The sequence below is a fragment of the Georgenia sp. AZ-5 genome (assembly GCF_043952095.1).
Classification (GTDB): domain Bacteria; phylum Actinomycetota; class Actinomycetes; order Actinomycetales; family Actinomycetaceae; genus Georgenia.
Genome location: NZ_JBINOU010000001.1, coordinates 3,501,555 through 3,518,756, shown reverse-complemented (window position 1 = coordinate 3,518,756; position 17,202 = coordinate 3,501,555). Strand labels below are relative to the sequence as shown.

17 protein-coding genes and 1 pseudogene are annotated in these 17,202 nt (G+C 75.7%); 9 read left to right on the top strand and 9 right to left on the bottom strand.

Annotated elements, in window-relative coordinates:
• Window positions 1–85 precede the first annotated feature (85 nt).
• Window positions 86–856, top strand: coding sequence for a dihydrofolate reductase family protein (locus ACF0H8_RS16430; RefSeq protein ID WP_395289956.1), 771 nt, complete (start codon window positions 86–88; stop codon window positions 854–856).
• A gap of 32 nt (window positions 857–888) precedes the next feature.
• Here the strand turns inward: ACF0H8_RS16430 and hisN are convergent, their stop codons facing one another.
• The 5 genes from hisN to ACF0H8_RS16405 form a co-directional block, all read right to left on the bottom strand.
• Window positions 889–1,695 (bottom strand): histidinol-phosphatase, encoded by an 807-nt coding sequence (gene hisN / locus ACF0H8_RS16425; protein WP_395289955.1) that lies wholly within the window; start codon window positions 1,693–1,695, stop codon window positions 889–891.
• A gap of 209 nt (window positions 1,696–1,904) precedes the next feature.
• Entirely contained in the window at window positions 1,905–3,035 is a 1,131-nt protein-coding gene (locus ACF0H8_RS16420) for a glycosyltransferase (RefSeq protein WP_395289954.1), read from the bottom strand.
• A complete protein-coding gene (rsgA, locus tag ACF0H8_RS16415) occupies window positions 3,032–4,060 on the bottom strand; it encodes a ribosome small subunit-dependent GTPase A (protein WP_395290910.1) in 1,029 nt (342 codons plus the stop codon). Before rsgA ends, ACF0H8_RS16420 begins: the two co-directional genes overlap by 4 nt.
• Window positions 4,057–5,397, bottom strand: coding sequence for a 3-phosphoshikimate 1-carboxyvinyltransferase (aroA, locus tag ACF0H8_RS16410; protein WP_395289953.1), 1,341 nt, complete (start codon window positions 5,395–5,397; stop codon window positions 4,057–4,059). Before aroA ends, rsgA begins: the two co-directional genes overlap by 4 nt.
• A gap of 43 nt (window positions 5,398–5,440) precedes the next feature.
• On the bottom strand, window positions 5,441–5,950 hold the full coding sequence (locus tag ACF0H8_RS16405; protein WP_395289952.1) for a DoxX family protein: 510 nt from the start codon (window positions 5,948–5,950) through the stop codon (window positions 5,441–5,443).
• A 244-nt stretch (window positions 5,951–6,194) separates the two neighbouring features.
• Here ACF0H8_RS16405 and ACF0H8_RS16400 point away from each other — a divergent pair, with 244 nt between their 5' ends.
• From ACF0H8_RS16400 to ACF0H8_RS16365, 8 genes are all read left to right on the top strand, one after another.
• Window positions 6,195–6,917 carry a sigma-70 family RNA polymerase sigma factor gene (locus ACF0H8_RS16400; RefSeq protein ID WP_395289951.1) on the top strand — a complete coding sequence of 241 codons (723 nt, stop codon included), beginning with the start codon at window positions 6,195–6,197 and terminating at the stop codon, window positions 6,915–6,917.
• On the top strand, window positions 6,914–7,240 hold the full coding sequence (gene rsrA, locus ACF0H8_RS16395) for a mycothiol system anti-sigma-R factor (RefSeq protein WP_395289950.1): 327 nt from the start codon (window positions 6,914–6,916) through the stop codon (window positions 7,238–7,240). Before ACF0H8_RS16400 ends, rsrA begins: the two co-directional genes overlap by 4 nt.
• Before the next feature lie 129 nt (window positions 7,241–7,369).
• Window positions 7,370–7,444 (top strand): 50S ribosomal protein bL37, encoded by a 75-nt coding sequence (locus ACF0H8_RS16390; RefSeq protein ID WP_395290909.1) that lies wholly within the window; start codon window positions 7,370–7,372, stop codon window positions 7,442–7,444.
• 97 nt (window positions 7,445–7,541) lie between these two features.
• Window positions 7,542–8,543 (top strand): zinc-binding dehydrogenase, encoded by a 1,002-nt coding sequence (locus ACF0H8_RS16385; RefSeq protein WP_395289949.1) that lies wholly within the window; start codon window positions 7,542–7,544, stop codon window positions 8,541–8,543.
• A 117-nt stretch (window positions 8,544–8,660) separates the two neighbouring features.
• A complete protein-coding gene (locus ACF0H8_RS16380; protein WP_395289948.1) occupies window positions 8,661–9,479 on the top strand; it encodes a DUF4097 family beta strand repeat-containing protein in 819 nt (272 codons plus the stop codon).
• A complete protein-coding gene (locus tag ACF0H8_RS16375; protein WP_395289947.1) occupies window positions 9,476–10,108 on the top strand; it encodes a hypothetical protein in 633 nt (210 codons plus the stop codon). The genes ACF0H8_RS16380 and ACF0H8_RS16375 overlap by 4 nt, the downstream gene beginning before the upstream one ends.
• A gap of 79 nt (window positions 10,109–10,187) precedes the next feature.
• On the top strand, window positions 10,188–10,514 hold the full coding sequence (locus tag ACF0H8_RS16370) for a DUF6457 domain-containing protein (protein ID WP_395289946.1): 327 nt from the start codon (window positions 10,188–10,190) through the stop codon (window positions 10,512–10,514).
• A complete protein-coding gene (locus tag ACF0H8_RS16365; protein WP_395289945.1) occupies window positions 10,511–10,969 on the top strand; it encodes a molybdenum cofactor biosynthesis protein MoaE in 459 nt (152 codons plus the stop codon). Before ACF0H8_RS16370 ends, ACF0H8_RS16365 begins: the two co-directional genes overlap by 4 nt.
• Window positions 10,970–10,993: 24 nt before the next feature.
• On the opposite strand, the gene ACF0H8_RS16360 is transcribed toward ACF0H8_RS16365, so the two are convergent.
• The 4 genes and pseudogenes from ACF0H8_RS16360 to ACF0H8_RS16345 form a co-directional block, all read right to left on the bottom strand.
• Window positions 10,994–11,284 carry a MoaD/ThiS family protein gene (locus ACF0H8_RS16360; protein WP_395289944.1) on the bottom strand — a complete coding sequence of 97 codons (291 nt, stop codon included), beginning with the start codon at window positions 11,282–11,284 and terminating at the stop codon, window positions 10,994–10,996.
• A gap of 1 nt (window position 11,285) precedes the next feature.
• A pseudogene (moaA, locus tag ACF0H8_RS16355) lies at window positions 11,286–12,385 on the bottom strand (GTP 3',8-cyclase MoaA).
• Window positions 12,386–12,537: 152 nt separating this feature from the next.
• Window positions 12,538–13,134, bottom strand: a complete 597-nt coding sequence (locus ACF0H8_RS16350) for a GDSL-type esterase/lipase family protein (protein WP_395289943.1) — start codon at window positions 13,132–13,134, stop codon at window positions 12,538–12,540.
• 142 nt (window positions 13,135–13,276) lie between these two features.
• Window positions 13,277–17,119, bottom strand: a complete 3,843-nt coding sequence (locus tag ACF0H8_RS16345; RefSeq protein ID WP_395289942.1) for a multifunctional oxoglutarate decarboxylase/oxoglutarate dehydrogenase thiamine pyrophosphate-binding subunit/dihydrolipoyllysine-residue succinyltransferase subunit — start codon at window positions 17,117–17,119, stop codon at window positions 13,277–13,279.
• Window positions 17,120–17,202 lie beyond the last annotated feature (83 nt).

Here is a 17,202-nt window from a genome sequence, read left to right as displayed (position 1 = left end):
CCCGGGCGTGGCGGCAGGTGGTGGGTCACGTCGGCGGCGGCCGGGGCCGGTGCGCGGCCCCGGTGCGCGGTGGCAGCATGGCGGCGTGCGGCGCCCCCGGGTGGTCACCTACAGCCTGGCCTCGGTGGACGGCCGGCTCGCGCCCGCCCCGGGGGTGGTGCTCCTCGAGGGGGATCCCAGGTGGGAGGCGATCACCCGGGGGATCGGTGACCCCTACGCGTGGGTGCTGCGGACCCACGACCCGCAGGCGCTGCTCGAGGGCAGCGGCTCGTTCGTGCGGGAGAGCGCCGCGGACACCGACGGCGGGGCGGTCGTGGGGCCGGCGGCCGAGCCCTTCCTGCCGGCGCGCCTGCTTCAGGCGCCGGGCCGGCGCTGGTTCGTCGTCGTCGACGGGCGCGGCCGGGTCGACCTGCGGTTCGCGGAGTGGCCGGACGAGGCCTGGGCGGGCTGGCACGCGCTGGTGCTCACCAGCCGGGCCGCCTCCGCGGGGCACCTCGCCCGGCTGAGGGAGCGTGGCATCCCCTACGTCGTGGTGGGCGAGCGCCGGGTGGACCTGCCGGCCGCGCTCGGGCTCCTGAAGGAGCGGCTGGGCGTGTCGACGCTGGTGTGCACGGGCGGCGGCCGGCTGGGCGGGGCCCTGCTGCGCGCGGGCGTGGTCGACGAGGTCGACGTCGAGGTGCTGCCGGCGCTGATCGGCGGTCGCGGCACGCCGGCCCTCTTCGACGCGCCGCCGCTGCAGGCGGGGGAGTGGCCCACGTCGCTGGAGCTGCTCTCCAGCGAGAACGTCGGGGGCAGGCTCCGCCTGCGCTACCGCGTGCTCGGCACCGCCGCCCCCGAGGCGGACGAGGCGGGCTGAGGCGGGGCCCACGCGGGACGTCGCGGTGCGGGTCAGTCCGCCTGGGAGGTCAGCTCGGCCAGCACCGCCTCGTGCAGCAACGAGTTCGTCACGACGGCGTTGCCGCCCCAGGGCCCGTCCGCGCCGTCGAGGCTGGTGAAGCGGCCACCCGCCTCCGTGACGATGGGGACGAGCGCCGCCATGTCGTACAGCTCGAGGTCGGGCTCGCAGGCGATGTCCACGGCGCCCTCGGCGACGAGCATGTAGGACCAGAAATCGCCGTACGCGCGGGTGCGCCAGACCCGCTGGGCCAGGGAGAGGAAGGCCCGCAGCCCGCCCCGGTCGGCCCACCCGCCCAGGCTCGAGTAGCTCATCGACGCGTCGGCGAGGTCGGCCACCCTGGACACGTGGAGCTGCCGGGCCGAGGACAGCGACCGGCCGGTCCAGGCGCCCGCGCCCTTCGCGGCCCACCAGCGCCGGTTCAGCGCGGGGGCCGACACCACCCCGACGACGACCTCGCCGTCCTCCACGAGCCCGATGAGCGTGGCCCACACCGGCACCCCGCGGACGAAGTTCTTCGTCCCGTCGATCGGGTCGACGACCCACTGCCGCGGCGAGTGGCCGGTGGTGCCGAACTCCTCGCCGAGCACAGAGTCGCGCGAGCGGGCCCGGGCGAGCTGGGCGCGGATCGTCTCCTCGGCGCTGCGGTCGGCGTCGGAGACGGGGGTGAGGTCGGGCTTGGTGTCCACGACGAGGTCCAGGGCGCCGAAGCGCGCCATCGTCTGGCCGTCGACCTGGTCGGCGATGACGTGCGCCATGCGCAGGTCGTCGGTGTAGCGGCTCGCGCCGGGCATGCTCATGCGTCGCACCGTATCGCCCCGCGCGACCGGGCCCCGTGCACGGCGCACGGAGGCACGGAGGCACGGCGCACGGAGGCACGGCGCACGGAGGCACGGCGCACGGAGGCACGGCGCACGGAGGCACGCCGCACGGAGGCACGCCGCACGGAGGCACGGCGCACGGAGGCACGCCGCTGTGGGCTCCGCATCCGGTTCGTACGGCCGCGCCCTCAGCGGGCGAGCGCCTCCAGCCACGAGACGGCGCGGCCGACCTCCGGCAACGCGGCCGTCTCGGCCCGCAGCGCCTGGGCACGCCTGCGGTACACCGGGTCGGCGAGCACCGTCGCGGTGGCCCGGCGCACCTGCGCGGCGGTGACGGTCACCGGGTCCAGCACCACCCCCACGCCGAGGTCGGCGCAGCGCCGCGCGTTGTGCGGCTGGTCCGCCCCGAGGGGGAGCAGCACGAGCGGGACGCCGAGGGCCAGGGCGTCGGTGACCGTGCCGGAGCCGCCGTGCGTGACGACGGCGTCGGCGCGCGCCAGCACCGCGTGCTGGTCCACGTACGGCTCGACCCGCACGTTCGCCGGCTGAGGTCCGAGGAGGGCCGGGGCGAGGTCGGCCCCCAGGCTCACGAGCACGTCCGCCGGCAGGTCGCGCAGGCCCGCCAGCACGCGCCCGAAGAGGTCTCCCGACTCGAGGTTGAAGACGGTGCCGAGCGAGAAGTACACGAGCGGGCGGCCCGTGCCGAGCCGGGTCGTCGCGGCGGCGTCCAGCGCCGAGGGCCGCAGCGGCCGCGCGGTGGCCGGCAGCGGGAAGGCGGGGTCGCGGAAGCCCGGCGGGGCCGGGGAGAGCACGAGATGCCGGCCGAGCATCGCCAGCGGCGGCTCGTCCGGCAGGCCGTGCTCGGCGCGCAGGGCCCGCAGCGGCTCGCCGACCACGTCCTCGCGGACGAAGGAACCGGCCGCCATGACGAGCACGGTGGCGTGCGGGATGCCGAGCCGCTCGGCGGCGACCATGGCGCCGAAGTCGACCTCGTCGCACAGCACCACGTCCGGGCGCCGGCGCCGGCACTCCGCCAGCACGTCGTGCGCGCGGGAGCGGGCCGTGCGCCCGGCGTAGCCCTCCCGCAGCGCCCGGTCCTCCCGGTCCGGGTCGGGCGGCAGGAGGGCGCTCATGCGCACGGACCCGGCGGTCTCGGCGCGGGTGCGCACCACGGCGAGGCCGTCGGCGCCCACGCGCGCCGCGGCGGAGGCCTGGCACGCCACCCGCACCTCGTGCCCGGCCGCTGCCAGGGCCCGCGCCAGCGGCGCGATCGGGCGGTAGTGCCCCAGCCCGCCGGCGAAGGCGGCCAGGACCCTCACGACTCGGCGGCGCCGGTCTTCGCGGCCAGGAGCCGCCGGAAGGACGCCAGGCGCGCCTCGCCGGCCGTCCCGGCCCGGCCGGAGGCGACCCACTCGTCCAGCGCGCAGTCGGGGGCGTCCTCGGCGTGGGTGCACCCGCGCGGGCAGCTCTCGGCGACGGCGGCGAGGTCGGCGAAGGCGCGCAGCAGGTCGTCCGCGCCGATGTGGCTGAGGCCGAAGGACCGCACGCCGGGGGTGTCGACGGCCCACCCGCCGCCGGGCAGCGGCAGGGCGACGGCGGAGGAGGAGGTGTGCCGGCCGCGGCCGGTCACCACGTTGACGTCGCCGGTGGCCCGGTCGGCCTCCGGCACGAGCGCGTTGACCAGCGTCGACTTGCCGACCCCGGAGTGGCCGACGAGCACCGACACCCGGCCGGCGAGCTGGGCGCGCACGGCCTCCAGCCCCACGATCCCCTCGCCCACCCGCGAGGTCACCAGCGCCGGCACGGCGAGGGCCTCGTACTGCGCCAGGAACGGCGCCGGGTCGGCCAGGTCCGCCTTGGTCAGGCACAGCACCGGCTCCATGCCGGCGTCGTAGGCGGCCACGAGGCAGCGGTCCACCATGCGCGGGCGGGGCTCGGGGTCGGCCAGGGCGGTGACGATCACCAGCTGGTCGGCGTTGGCGACGATGACCCGCTCGACCCCGGCGGCGTCGCCGTCCTCGGCCGACCGGCGCAGCACGGAGCGGCGCTCCTCCACGCGCACGATCCGGGCCAGGGTGTCCTTGCGGCCGGTCACGTCCCCGACCAGCCCCACCCGGTCCCCGACGACGATGCGCCCGCCGCGCCCGAGCTCGCGGGCCTTCATGCCCACCACACGGGTGCCGTCGTCCGTCAGCAGCTGGTACCGGCCACGGTCCACCGCCAGGACCATCGCGCCGACGGCGTCAGCGTGCTCGGGCCGCTTCTTGGTGCGCGGCCGCGAGCCCCGCGGGTTGGGGCGAACCCGCACCCGGGCGTCGTCGGTGCCGGTGTCGCGCACGGTCAGCTCCGGGACCCGAGCATGGCGTGCCACATGGCGGGGAAGTCGGGGAGCGTCTTGGCGGTCGTCGCGACGTCCACCACCCGCACGTCCGGCACCCGCAGCCCGAGGATGGCCGCGAAGGTGGCCATGCGGTGGTCGTGGTAGGTCTCGACCACCCCGCCGTGCAGCGGCGCGGGCTCGATCTCCACGCCGTCCTCCGTCTCCCGGGCCACCCCGCCCAGGCGGGTGATCTCGGTGACGATCGCGGCCAGCCGGTCGGTCTCGTGCCCGCGCAGGTGCGCGATGCCCCGCAGCCGCGACGGCTCCTCGGCCAGCGCGCACAGCGCCGCGACGGTCGGGGCCAGCTCGCCGACGTCGTGCAGGTCCGCGTCGATGCCGCGGACGTGGCCGTCGCCGGTGACGGCGAGGGCGCCGTCCTCCAGGACGACGGCGCCGCCGAGCCGCGTCAGCAGCTCGCGGAGCCCGTCCCCGGCCTGCGTGGTGACGGCGGGCCAGCGCGGCACCCGGACCGTGCCGCCGGCGACGAGCGCCGCGGCGAGGAACGGCCCGGCGTTGGACAGGTCCGGCTCGACGACGACCCGCCCGCCCGCCACGGGCCCGGGGTGCACCCGCCAGCGGGCCGGGGCCCACTCACCGGGCCCCGCTGGGCGCCCGTCCTCGGTCAGCTCCTCGACGACAACGCCGCGCTCGCGGAGCACGGCGACGGTCATGTCGATGTGGGGCAGCGACGGCAGGGTCGGGCCGGTGTGGCGCAGGTCGATCCCGGCGTCGTACGCGGGGGCGGCCAGCAGCAGCGCCGAGACGAACTGGCTGGAGGCCGAGGCGTCCACGTCCACCGCGCCGCCGGGCAGCGAGCCGGTGCCGTGCACGGTAAGGGGCAGGACCGCCTCGCCGGTCTCATCGGTGGCGGCGTCGATGCGCGCGCCGAGGTCCCGCAGGGCCTCGACCACCGGCGCCATCGGCCGCTGCCGGGCGCGGGGGTCGCCGTCGAGGCGGACCTCGCCGTCGGCCAGCACCGCCAGGGCGGGCACGAACCGCATGACCGTGCCGGCGAGTCCGCAGTCGACCTCCGCCGGACCGCGCAGCGGTCCGGGGGTGACGAGGAGGTCGGCGCCGTCGTCGCCGGCGGGCTCGACGGTGGTGCCCAGCGCCCGCAGCGCGCCCACCATGAGGGCGGAGTCCCGCGAGTGCAGGGGCCGCACGAGCTCGGTGGGCCCGGCGGCCAGGGCCGCGAGGACCAGGTACCGGTTGGTCAGGGACTTGGACCCGGGCACGTCGACGACGGCGTCCAGCGGTCTCGTGGCGGTGGGCGCGGGCCAGGGCTCCTCGGTCAGCGTCATGGCTGCGAGGGTAGTGGGCGGGCGCCGACCGGCGCCGGGAGGGTCACGCCTTGTAGCGGCCCTTGTAGCGCTCGCGGAGCGCGGTCCTGGCCTGGTGCAGGTCGGCGCGATGGGCCCGGGCGTTCTCCATCCGCCAGCCCCACGAGGGCCTGCCGCCGCGGTCGGCGGCGGCGAGCAGCAGCCCGCCGCCCAGGCTCAGGCCGCGCACCAGGCCGCTGGCGTACTCCTTGCGCTGCTGGCCGTCGTCGGCCGCCCACACCGGGTTGTTGACCAGGGTGAGCGGGACGTTGAGCACCGCCAGCGTCAGCGCCGCCGAGCGGGGGCTGCGCCCGGTGGCGAGCATGAGCCCGGAGACGGCGGTGACGGCGCCGGAGACCCGCGCGAGCAGCTTGGCGTTGGAGGTCACGCCCGCGGGCACGCCCGCCCGGCGCAGCAGCGGGTCGACCCGCTCGATCTTCTCCGCGTGCTTGTCGGGATGGACCACGGCGTCCACGCCGTCGACGACGAAGGCGGAGGCGAGCAGCGGACGGGCCAGGAAGCTCACGAGACTCATGCCACATTGCTACCGCACCTGGCCGCGCGGGGCGAGCCGATCGGACCGAAATCCGCCGGGCGGCCGCCTCCCGCGAGGCCCGCTGCACGCCCGCGGCGGCGCGGATCCGGGCGGCGGCGGACCCGGTGGCGCCGCCTCTCGGCCCGGATGTCGGCGACGGGCCGCGGGCGGATCGTTCCGCGCCCGGCGAGGTGAAATCGGCCAAGGACGGAATGAAGGGGGCGCGGGCGCGGTTGTGCCCAGCGTGACCCATCCAGTACTGACGCCGCCGCGCGGGGAGACGTACGGCCGGCTCGGCGGCTGGCCGGAGGCCGTCACCCCGTCCGCCGGGATACCCTCGATCGTGATGAGCGAGAGCCACGAGGAGAACCTCGATCGGGCCCCGGGCGGCGAGTCGGACGCCGAGCGGTCGTTGCGCTTCGAGCGCGACGCCCTGCCCTACCTCGACCAGCTGTACGGCGCGGCCATGCGGATGACGCGGAACCCCGCGGACGCCGAGGACCTCGTGCAGGAGACCTTCGCGAAGGCGTTCGCCGCGTTCCACCAGTACCGGCCCGGCACGAACCTCAAGGCCTGGCTGTACCGGATCCTGACGAACACCTTCATCAACACCTACCGCAAGAAGCAGCGCGAGCCGCAGCAGTCCGACGCCGAGCAGGTCGAGGACTGGCAGATCCACCGGGCCGCCTCGCACACCTCGACCGGGCTGCGCTCGGCCGAGACGGAGGCGCTGGACCTGCTGCCGGACTCGGAGATCAGGGACGCGCTGGCGCAGCTGCCCGAGGACTTCCGGCTGGCGGTGTACCTCGCCGACGTCGAGGGCTTCGCCTACAAGGAGATCGCGGACATCATGGGCACACCGATCGGGACCGTGATGTCCCGGCTGCACCGGGGCCGGCGCCAGCTGCGCGAGCTCCTCGTCGACCAGGCCCGGGCCATGGGCATCAGGACGGAGGCGAAGGCATGAGCGAGGAGTTGCCCGAGCTCGCCGAGCGGGCCGAGCGGGCGCTGCTGAACCGCAACGGGGGCAAGGCGAAGGAGTGCACCTGCGACGAGCTCCTCGAGAACCTCATGGAGTTCCTCGACTCCGAGCTCGACGAGGACCTGTGCACCCGCTACCGCCAGCACGCCGCCCAGTGCCCGCGGTGCCGCGAGGCCAGCGACGCCGAGCAGCACATCCGTCAGGTCGTGCGCCGCTCCTGCGCCGAGAAGGCGCCGTCCACGCTGCGCCTGCGGGTGGAGTCCCAGCTGACGGTGCTGCGCGCCAGCGGCGTGCGGATCGTCGACTGACCCGGCCGCGTCCCGACCGCCGTCACCCGGCGGCCGGCCGCCCGGCGTGGGCCAGCCGGTGAAGTGTGGGACCATGGACGGCGAATTCCGTCCGCCGACGCGGACGCACGGTCTACTCCAGGAGAAGTGATGAGCAAGCGCGGTCGCAAGCGTCGTTCCCGCAAGTCCAGCGGCGCCAACCACGGCAAGCGTCCCAACGCCTGAGCCGGCGCCCCCGCGCCGCGCTCGAGGGCCGGTCACCGTCAGGTGACCGGCCCTCTGCCGTACCCCGGCTTCCCGCCCGGGGCCCTAGGGTGTGGCCGTGCGCTGCGCCTACGTCGAGAGCCAGGACCCGGACAACCCGCTGCACGGGCTGAGGGTGGGGGGCCGCCCGGACCCGGGCGCGCCGGCGGAGGGCTGGGTGCCGGTCACCGTCCGCGCCGCCGCCCTCAACCAGCACGACCTGTTCTCCCTGCGCGGGGTGGGCCTGCCCGCCGAGCGGCTGCCGATGGTCCTGGGCACCGACGCCGCCGGCGTGCTCGACGACGGCACCGAGGTGGTCGTCCACTCGGTGGTGCCGAGCCCAGGCTGGGCGGGGGAGGAGACCCTCGACCCGCGCCGCACCCTGCTGTCCGAGCTGCACCCGGGCACCCTCGCCGAGCGGGTGTGGGTGCCGGCGCGCAACGTCGTCGCCAAGGACCCGGCGCTGACGTGGGCCGAGGCGGCGTGCCTGCCCACGGCGTACCTGACCGCCTACCGCATGCTGTTCGACGCCGCCGCGCTGCGTCCCGGCCAGACGGTGCTCGTGCAGGGGGCGGGCGGCGGTGTGGCCACCGCCGCCGTCGTCCTCGGCCGCGCCGCCGGGCTGCGCGTGTGGGTCACCTCCCGCAGCGAGGCCAAGCGGGCGCGGGCCGTGGACATCGGGGCGCACGCGGCGTTCCAGACCGGCACGCGGCTGCCCGAGCAGGTCGACGCCGTCGTCGAGACGGTCGGCGCGGCCACCTGGCCGCACTCCCTCAAGGCGCTGAGGCCCGGTGGCACGGTCGCGGTGGCCGGCGCGACCTCCGGCGCGATGCCCCCCGCCGAGCTGAACCGCATCTTCTTCCGGTCGCTGCGGGTCGTCGGCACCACGATGGGCACCCGGGCGCAGCTGGAGGCGCTGCAGCGGATGCTGGTGGCCACGGGCGCCCGGCCGGTGCTCGACGGCGTCGTCCCCCTCGCCCGCGTCGGGGAGGGCCTGGGCCGTCTCGCGGCCGGGGAGGTGTTCGGCAAGATCGTCGTCGACGTCGCGCTGCCCGAGGAGGACCGGGCCCGCGCCGCCTGACCCGCGCCGCCTGAGCCCGCGCCGGGGCTCGCGCGTGCGCCCGGACGCGGCCGGCCGGCGACGACGCTCGCGGGGTCCGGCCGCGCCGTGCCGGACGCCCCGCGTAGGGTCGGGGGCATGGCAACTCGTTCCTGGATCGTGCCCGGCCCCTCGGCCCACGACGTCGAGGGCGTCACCGCGGTGCGCGTGCAGCTCGTCGCGGGCCGCGTGCTCGTCGAGGGCCACGACGCGCCCGGCGTGCACGTCGACGTCGAGGAGGTGACCGGCAACCCGCTCGAGCTCAGCGCGGAGGACGGCCGGCTGAGCATCGGCTACGCGTTCCTCGGCTGGGACGGCTGGGTCAAGCGGCTGCGGTCCTACCGCTCGGCCGACACCGCGGCGCTGCGCGTGCGCGTGCCGCGCGCCACGCACGTGACCGTCGCGACGGCGACCGCCGACGCCGTGGTCTCCGGCCTCACCGAGGACGTGACGCTGTCCACGGCCGGCGCCCGGGTGCGGGCGAGCGGGTGCACCGGCGCGGTCACCGTCCGGACGGCGTCCGGGGGCGTCGAGGTCCTGGACCACGTCGGGCCGGTGCGGGTGAGCACCGCGGCCGGGCGCACGAACCTGGTCGGGCGCCTGCCGCGCGTGGAGGTCACCAGCATCGCCGGGGCGGTGAGCATCTCCACCACGTCCCCGACGTCCATGGTCGACCTGTCCACCGTCTCCGGGGCGATGCACGTGGACCTGCCCGCCGGCACGGGCCTGTCGCTGGCCGCCCGCAGCGTCTCCGGCGCGGTGTCCGTGGACGGGGTCGACCACCGCGCCCAGGGCCTGGCCGCCGCCACGCTCGACGACCGCCGGGGCACGGACGTGTGCTTCCTGACCTCGAAGTCGGTGTCCGGCTCTCTCACGGTGGTCCGCGAGCCGGCGACCGACCTTGCGGAGCAGGCGTGAGCGCGCGCGAGGAGGAGGCCGGGCCCGCGCCGCACGGCCAGACATTTGGCGGATACCTCGCGCAGATGGCGCAGGCCGCGCGCGACCGCGCGGGCAGCTGGGACGCCGCGGCCGACGTGCTCGCGCTCGACGAGGCGACGGTGGCGCGGCTGCGCGACGGCAGCCTGGCGGCGGCGTGGCGCGCCGCCTCCGGCTGGCTCGGGGACGACGCCGAGCTGTTCCTCGCGGACCTGATGAGCCTGGACGTGTACGAGCGCGGCGCGGCCCGCCGCACGCCGGAGGAGGACCTCGCGAGCCTGCGCCCGGACCACCGGGGCATCGTGGGCGACCAGGCCGCCGCGCTGGCCGGCGCGGCACGCGAGGTGGCGCGTCTGTGCCGCGCCGAGGCGGACGCCTGGGCCGGCGGCGACCTCGCCGGAGGCAAGGCGCTTCGCGGCGAGGAGCGGCAGGTCATCGACGCCCGCCTGGTGCCGGTGCTCCCCGCGCTGGGCGGGCGCCTGGTGCGCGAGGCCGGGGTGAGCCTGTGGCGGACGCTGGGCCGGCTGCTCCTGGCGGTGCTGTCGGTCGAGACCGGCACGGACTACCAGCGCTCGGTGCTCGGCAGCGACCTCGGGCGGCACCGGGCCTGACGGTCCGGACGGGCCGAGCGCCGCCAGGCCCCCGGCTGTGCCACCATGGCGGCGGGCCGACGACGGGAGGGGACGTCACATGGAGGTGCGGCGGCGCGGCGAGGGGCGCGGTGACGAGACCGAGAAGATGGCGGCGATGAACCGGTGGCTCGACGCGGTGTGCGGCGAGCTCGGCGTGGACCGCGCGGTCATGGACGCCAGCACCAGCCGGCTCCTGGAGCTCATCCACGACGTGGCGCACGGCCCCAGCCGGCCGGGCGCCCCGCTCACCGCGTTCCTCGTCGGCCTCGCCGCCGGGAGCGCCGCCGACGACGCCGCCGCCCCCGAGGTGTCCGAGCAGGTGGCCGAGCGCGTGGCCGCGGTCAGCCGCCTGGTGGCCGTCTGGGACGGGGAGGGCCGGCGATGAGCGACACCGCCCCGGCCCGGCTCTCCCCACCCGCGCGGCGGGTCGTCCTGGCGGACGTGCGGGACGCCCCGGTGGAGGTGACCGAGTGCGCCGCCGCCGTGGCCGACGCCGCGGCCGGCGCCGTGGTGACCTTCGGCGGCGTCGTCCGCAACCACGACGGCGGGCGCTCGGTCACCCGGATCGAGTACGTCGGCCACCCCACCGCCGGGGAGGTCGTGGCCGAGGTGGCCGCCGACGTCGCGCGCCGGTTCCCCGTCGACGCGGTCGCCGTCGTGCACCGGGTGGGCCTGCTGGAGGTGGGGGACGTGGCGCTGGCGGCCGCGGTCTCCGCCGCGCACCGGGCCGAGGCCTTCGCGGCGACGGCGGAGCTCGTGGAGGAGGTCAAGCGCCGCCTGCCGGTGTGGAAGCGGCAGGTCTTCCCCGACGGCACGCACGAGTGGACGGGCAGCGCCTGAGGGGACGGGTGAACGCCTGACGCGTCAGCCGCCCGCGAAGGGCGGCAGCACGTCGACGGAGACCTCGCCGGCGCCCTCGCGCAGCGGTGCCGGCGGGTCCTCGTGCACCACGCCCTCGACGAGCAGGCTGGAGATCTCCAGCACCCGCGCCACCGCGGGGTGGGCGGCGACGATCGCCGCCCGCAGCTGCGCCGCGCCGGCCCCCGCGGGCAGCGGGACGTCCTCGGCCGGCACGCCGGCCGCCTCGGCGGCGGCGGCGAAGTAGCGCACGTGGGCGGTCACGGTCGTGGTGGTGCCGGCCAGGGGCAGGGTCATCTCATCCTCCGATCGCGCTCATGGGCCGCTGCGGCTGCAGGAAGCCGGCGTCGTCGATGCCGTGGCCGGCGAGCTTGCCCCACATCGCGGCGCGCCAGGTGGCGGCGAGGTCCTCGTCGTCGGCGCCGCCGCGCAGCAGGCCACGCAGGTCCGTCTCGCTGCGGGAGAACAGGCAGGTGCGCACCTGCCCGTCCGCCGTCAGCCTGGTGCGGTCGCACGCGGCGCAGAACGGCTGGCTCACCGAGGCGATGATGCCGACCGTGCCGCCCGGCAGGCCGTCGGACGGTGCCACGGCGAACCGCTCGGCCGGCGCGGAGCCGCGCCCGGCCGGGTCCTCGGGCTCCAGGGTGAAGCGGGTGCGGAGGGTGGCGAGGATCTCCGCGGCGGTGACCATGTCCCCGCGGTGCCACGCCTCCGGCGGCCCGAGCGGCATCTGCTCGATGAACCGCAGCTCGTACCCCCGCTCCAGGGCGAACGCCAGGAGGTCGGGGCGTCGGCCTCGTTGCGGCCCCGCACGAGCACCGCGTTGATCTTCACGGGCCGCAGGCCGGCGGCGTCCGCCGCGGCGATGCCCGCCAGCACGTCCGGCAGGCGGTCGCGGCGGGCCAGCGCGGCGTACGTCTGGCGCTCCAGCGAGTCCAGCGACACGTTGACCCGGGTGAGCCCGGCGGCGGCCAGGGCGGCCGCGCGATGCTCCAGCCCGAGCCCGTTGGTGGTCAGCGAGGTCTCCGGCGCGCGGCCGTCGGCGGTGCGCAGCGCGGAGGTGGCGGCGACGATCCGCTCGAGGCCCTTGCGCAGCAGGGGCTCCCCGCCGGTGAACCGGACCTCCCGGACGCCGAGCCGCTCGACGGCCACCGTGATCAGCCGGATGACCTCGTCGTCGGAGAGCACCTGGTTCGTGGGCAGCCAGTCGAAGCCCTCGGGCGGCATGCAGTACTCGCAGCGGAGGTTGCACCGGTCGGTCAGGGACACGCGCAGGTCCTGGGCGACCCTGCCGAAGCGGTCGACCAGGTCGGCGGTGTCGGGCCGGCCGGCGAGGTCGCCGGCCGCGGCGGGGGACGCGCTCCCGCGGGGGCGGGGCAGGCCCAGGTCCACTGGCACCCCACCACTGTAGCCAAGGGCGTCCCGGTGACGAGGTGGTGCGTCGTCCTGGCGCCGGCCCTGCGCGGCGTCGGGGCGGCCGGCGTGCGTTCGCGGTGCCCGTGCGCCGGCCCTGCGAGACGGCCGGCGGGCCGCCGCGCGTCCCGGCGGGCTCAGGCGGCGTCGGGCAGCCCGAGCCAGGCGTGCCAGCCGTTGTGCAGCACCAGCCACGCCAGCAGCCCGTAGCCGGCCTGCCCGGGGTGGACGCCGTCGGAGGCGGCGACGTCGGCGTTCCACTGCTCGTGCGCGCGCAGCGGCGCGAAGGTCTCCACGTACGGCACGTGGCGGCGCTGGCACACGTCGGCGAAGGCCTCCGACAGCCCGGCCAGGACGTCGCCGTCGACGTCGGTGCGCGGCGGCGGGCCGACGACGTAGCACCCGATGCGGGAGGCCGCGGCGCCGTCGAGGATGTTGGCGAGGTTGAGCCGGGAGCGGGCGAGGGAGAGGCCCTCGTCGATGTCGGCGGAGCCGAGGCCGAGGACGAGGCGGTTGTCGGCCATCGGCGTGAACCGCCGCTGGCACTCGCCCTCCCACCGCGCCGCGAGGGCGGTGGTGTGCTCGCGCGGCACGGCGAGCTGCGCCACGAAGGCCGGCTCCTCCGTCCGCGTGCGGGCCATCACCCGGCCCACCCAGCCCATGCCGCGGGCGTCGCCCATGCCGGACGCCAGCTCGTCGCCGATCACGCAGATCCGCAGCTGTCCCTCGCCCACGTCTTCCTCCTTCGCGGTGCCCTGCCCCCATCCTGCCCGCTGCGGCCGGGATGGTCCGCGCCACGCGCCGGGGTGACGGGGCCCACCCGCAAGACGGGGGCCGGGTCCCGTCCGGGACCCGGCCCCCGCGGGGAGGCGTCGGTCAGCGGGCGAACGCGCGGCTCATGAGCTCGGCGTTCTCCTCGACGTGCCGCTTGTGCGAGCCCGTCGACGGCGAGGCCGCCGCCGGGCGGGAGACCACACGCAGGGCGCGGCCGCCGAGCGCCTCACCGAGGTGGTCGGACATGAAGGTCCAGGGACCCTGGTTCTCCGGCTCGTCCTGGACCCAGACCAGGTCCGCGCCGGGGAACTTCGCCAGCTCCTCGGCCACCTCCTCGGCCGGGAGCGGGTAGAGCTGCTCGAGCCGCACGACGGCGGTCCGGGAGTCGCCCGCCTTGGCGCGGTGCGCGGCCAGGTCGTAGTAGACCCGGCCCGAGCACAGCAGCACCCGGTCGACCTGGGCGGCGCCGTCCAGCACCTGCTGCTCGACCTCGCCGATCACCGGGCGGAAGGTGCCGGAGATGAAGTCGTCCACCGCGGATGCGGCGGCCTTCAGCCGCAGCAGCTGCTTGGGGGCGGCGAGCACCAGCGGCTTGCGCGGCCGGGCGTAGGCCTGGCGACGCAGCAGGTGGAAGTGGCTCGCCGGCGTCGACGGCTGCGCCACCACCATGTTGTCCTCCGCGCACAGCTGCAGGAAGCGCTCGATGCGGGCGGAGGAGTGGTCCGGCCCCTGCCCCTCGAAGCCGTGCGGCAGCAGCATCACCAGGGAGGACCGCTGGCCCCACTTCTGCTCCGAGGAGGAGATGAACTCGTCGATGACGATCTGGGCGCCGTTGACGAAGTCGCCGAACTGGGCCTCCCACAGCACCAGGGCGTCCGGGCGCTCGACGGAGTACCCGTACTCGAACGCCAGGGCGGCGTACTCGCTCAGGGACGAGTCGTAGATCCAGAACTTCGCCTGGTCCGCCGTCAGGTACATCAGCGGCGTCCACTCGGCGCCGGTCCGGTAGTCGTGCAGGACGGCGTGGCGCTGGGTGAAGGTGCCGCGGCGGGAGTCCTGGCCGGCCAGGCGCACCGGGGTGCCCTCCATGAGCAGCGAGCCGAACGCGAGGATCTCCCCGAAGCCCCAGTCGATGCCGCCCTCGCGGGACATCTCCTCGCGGCGCTTGAGCAGCTTGACCAGCTTGGGGTGGACCTGGAAGCCCTCCGGCGGTCGCACGTGCGCCTGCCCGATGCGCTCGAGCACCGGCTGCGGCACCGCCGTCTGCCAGCCGACCATGGTGCCGGCGTCCTCGCGCTGGGCCTCCGGGCGCTCCAGCCCGCTGACCTGGTCCTCGGTGGGGGCGGGGGCGCCGCCCTCCTCGCGGGTCTCGGTGAAGGCCCGCTCGAGCTCGCGCTGGTACTCCTTGAGGGCCTCCTCGGCCTGCTCGGCCGTCAGGTGCCCGCGGCCGATGAGCGACTCGGTGTAGAGCTTGCGCACCGAGCGCTTGTTCTCGATGAGGGAGTACATCACCGGCTGCGTCATCGAGGGGTCGTCACCCTCGTTGTGCCCGCGCCGGCGGTAGCACACCATGTCGATGACGACGTCCTTGTGGAACTGCTCGCGGTACTCGAACGCCAGCTCGGCGACCCGGGCCACCGCCTCGGGGTCGTCCCCGTTGACGTGGAACACCGGGATCTGCAGGCCCTTGACGATGTCGGTCGCGTAGTACGACGACCGCGAGCTCGCCGGGCCGGTGGTGAAGCCGATCTGGTTGTTGACGATGATGTGCACCGTGCCGCCGGTGCGGTAGCCGCGCAGCTGGGACAGCTGCAGGGTCTCGGTGACCACACCCTGGCCGGCGAACGCCGCGTCACCGTGGATGAGGACGGGCAGGACCGAGAAGCCCTTCTCGCCCAGGTCGATGCGGTCCTGCTTGGCGCGGACGACGCCCTCGAGCACCGCGTCCGCCGCCTCCAGGTGGGAGGGGTTGGCGGCGAGGTAGACCTTGGTCTGGGTGCCGTCGGGCGCGGTGAAGACGCCCTCGGTGCCGAGGTGGTACTTCACGTCGCCGGAGCCCTGGACCGTGCGCGGGTCCTGGTTGCCCTCGAACTCGGAGAAGATCTGCCGGTAGGACTTCCCGGCGATGTTCGCGAGCACGTTGAGGCGGCCGCGGTGGGCCATCGCGATGCCGACGTCGTCCAGCCCCTCCTGCGCGGCGCGGGTGAGCAGCACGTCCAGCAGCGGGATGAGCGACTCGCCGCCCTCGAGCGAGAAGCGCTTCTGGCCGACGTACTTGGTCTGCAGGAAGGTCTCGAACGCCTCCGCGGCGCCGAGCTTCTTGAGGATCTGCAGCTGCTGCTCGGTGGACGGCTTGGCGTAGGGCGCCTCGAGGCGGTCCTGGAACCAGCTGCGCTGCGCCCGGTCGGAGATGTGCATGTACTCCACGCCGGTGGTGCGGCAGTACGCGTCGCGCAGCTGGCTGAGGATGTCGCGCAGCGTGGCGCGGGTCGTGCCGCCGAAGCCGCCGGTGGGGAACTGGCGCTCGAGGTCCCACAGCGTCAGGCCGTAGTTGGTGACGTCCAGGTCGGCGTGGCGCCGCTGGCGGTAGGCCAGCGGGTCCGTGTCGGCGATGAGGTGCCCACGGGAGCGGTAGGCGTGGATGAGCTCGGCGATCCGGGCCGGCTTGCCCAGCTCGTTCTCGGGGGAGTACTCCACGTCGCGCATCCAGCGCACGGGCTCGTAGGGCACCCGCAGGGCGGTGAACACCCGGTCGTAGAAGCCGTCCGTACCGAGCAGCTTGGTCTCGATGATCTTGAGGAACTCACCGGACGCCGCGCCCTGGATGATGCGGTGGTCGTACGTCGAGGTGAGCGTCAGGACCTTGGAGACGCCGAGGCGCGCGAGCGTCGCGGGGGAGGAGCCGGCGAACTCGGCGGGGTAGTTCATCGCGCCGACGCCGACGATCGTGCCCTGGCCCTTCATGAGGCGCGGGATCGAGTGGACGGTGCCGATGCCGCCCGGGTTGGTCAGCGAGATGGTGGTGCCGGCGTAGTCCTCCAGCGTCAGCTTGTTGCCGCGCGCCTTGCGGACGAGGTCCTCGTAGGCCGCCCAGAACTGGGCGAAGTCCATCTCGTCGGCGGCCTTGACCGAGGGCACCACCAGGGTGCGGGTGCCGTCCGGCTTGGGCAGGTCGATGGCCAGGCCGAAGTTGACGTGCGCGGGCTGGAAGACGGCCGGCTTGCCGTCCTCGGTCTCCGAGTAGGAGTAGTTCATGTCCGGCATCTCGGCCAGCGCCTCGACCATGGCGAAGCCGATGAGGTGCGTGAAGGAGATCTTCCCGCCGCGCGAGCGGGCGAGGTGGTTGTTGATGACGATGCGGTTGTCGATCATCACCTTGGCCGGGATGGCGCGCACGGACGTGGCGACCGGCACCTCGAGGCTGGCCTCCATGTTCTGCACGGTGCGTGCCGCGACACCGCGGAGCTTGACCGTGGCGTCCTTGGCGTCGGGGTGCTCCTCGGCCGCCGCGGCGGCGAGGCGCTCGGCGTAGGGAGAGGTGGGGGGCTGGGCCGCGACCGGCGGTGCGGGCGGGAGGTCGCCGCGCAGCACCTCCGCGACGGCGGTCTCGCCGCCGGTGCGAGCGGGCGCCGGCTCGGTGCCGGCGGGCTTCGCGGGCGCCGCCTTGGCCTGCGGTGCCGGCGACGTGGTGGTGTCCCGCGCCGGCGGCTGGGGGGCCGGCTGCGCGGGCGCGGCCGGCTGGGCGGTGGCCGGGGCGCCGGCGTGCTTGGGCGGGGCGGTGGTCCCGCCGTTGCCGTCGGCGCCGCCGTCGAAGTCCTCGAAGAAGTCCCACCACGCCGGGTCGACGGACTTCTTGTCCTTCCGGTACTTCTCGTACAGCTCTTCGATGAGCCATTCGTTGGCGCCGAAAGCAGCCATGGGGTCGTTGTGTTCCTGCGTGGACACTCGGAGATCGCCCTCTTCCAGGGGGTGTGACGAAGATCCCTTCCACCCTAGGCGATCGGCGCAGCCGACCCCGAATCGACTGG